At 75.6% G+C, this 1,453-nt stretch carries 1 pseudogene; it reads right to left on the bottom strand.

The window, feature by feature from the left end:
• Positions 1-1,453: pseudogene (locus tag A5711_RS05440) on the bottom strand (cation-translocating P-type ATPase); the annotation flags it as partial.

Below are 1,453 nucleotides of genomic sequence, written 5' to 3'. Positions count from 1 at the left end.
ATCGCCGAGGCCGCCGCCCCCACGGCCAGGATCGGCGTCAGCGGATCCGACAACTCGGCCCGCGTCGCGGTCAGCAGCCGCCCCACCCGGCTGGCCGGCCCGCGCAGCGGCGCGACCAGCGGGTTGTAGGACAGGTCGTCGAGGAGTTGGCGCCAGGGCGCGGTGCCCGGTTCGACCGCCAGGGGCCGCGTGCGGCTGGCCAGCCGGGCATAGACGATCTCCGGGTCGAGGGCGTGCCACGCGGTCAGCGGCTGCGGTGTCGGGTCGGGCAGCCGAAGCACCCGGGAGGCCGCGAAGGTGCCCTGCATCAGCGCGGCCGCGGCGGCGGCGTTGACCGGGTTGAGCCAGCGCTGCACGGCGAAGGGGCTCAGCGTGCGCGGGTCGCCGGTGACCAACAGCAGCCCCGCGAGCGTGCTGCCGCCCTTCGCGAGGCGCACCGCCGATTCGGTCGCCGCCCGGGCCACCGGCAGCGCCGACAGGATGCGCACCGCGGCGGCGAGGTCCGTGCCGGTGATGATGTCCGCCGTCCACGGCGTCGCCGCCTGCGGGTCGTCGAGCGCCACCCCGACGTCGGCGATGGCCAGCGCGGCCAACGTGTCGGTGGACGCGAAGTCGCGGTGAAGCGCGGTGATGAGCAGCACGGGCCCGCGATCCGTGCGCAGGTCGCGCACCAACTGCAGCAGCGGCGTGCCCGGCGGGTGGCTCACGGCGACGCTGGCGGTCAGGTCCTCGGTGCCGGCGACGTGGCGTAACACCACCCGGGCGCCGGTCCGGTGTGCGATCTGCAGCAGCGGAATGGCGAACGGGTCGACTTCCCACCCGACGTCGACGCTGCCGACGCGCTCGCCGTCGACCACCAGATCGGCATGTTCGAGGCCCTGCGCCGGCGTCGCCGACGACCCTTGCGCCCGGACCCACCGCAACCGGGCGCCGGTGGCGGGCAACTCGTCCGGGTCCGGATCGGGGGCTTCCTCACCGTGCAGCAGCGCGTCGGCGACCTCGTAGACGCGGTCCTCGTCCCACCCGGGTACGTCGCCGCGCGCCTGCAGCACGGCGCGGTTGTCGCCACGCAGCGCGGCGCCGTCGACCACGACCACCTTGACCCGGTCCAGCCGCCGCAAGGCGCCCGGGTCTAGAAACAGCTGCCCGGCGTTGGCCAATCCGCGGCCCAGAACGGCGGCGAACGACTGCCGGCCCGTGTGCGCGGCCCGCGGCACGCCGGCCAGCAGCGCGCCGGCCGCGTCCTCGGTGCCGCCGCCGGCCAGCAGCGCACCCGCCGCGGCCACCAGCGAGGCGTTGGCGGCCTGGTCGGCGTACTCCTCCACCGGCCCGGCCATCGATCCCTTCGCGGTGTCGATGGCGGCATCGATGGCCCCGCCCACCACCACGTGGGAAACCTCACCGGCCGCGGCCGCGGCCCAATTGTGCCGTGGTGCTTGCGATTTGGGGCCGG

This window comes from Mycobacterium sp. E2238 (assembly GCF_001672665.1).
Classification (GTDB): domain Bacteria; phylum Actinomycetota; class Actinomycetes; order Mycobacteriales; family Mycobacteriaceae; genus Mycobacterium.
The sequence above is the reverse complement of the archived record's forward strand: the minus strand, read 5'-3'. Positions and strand labels throughout refer to the sequence as shown.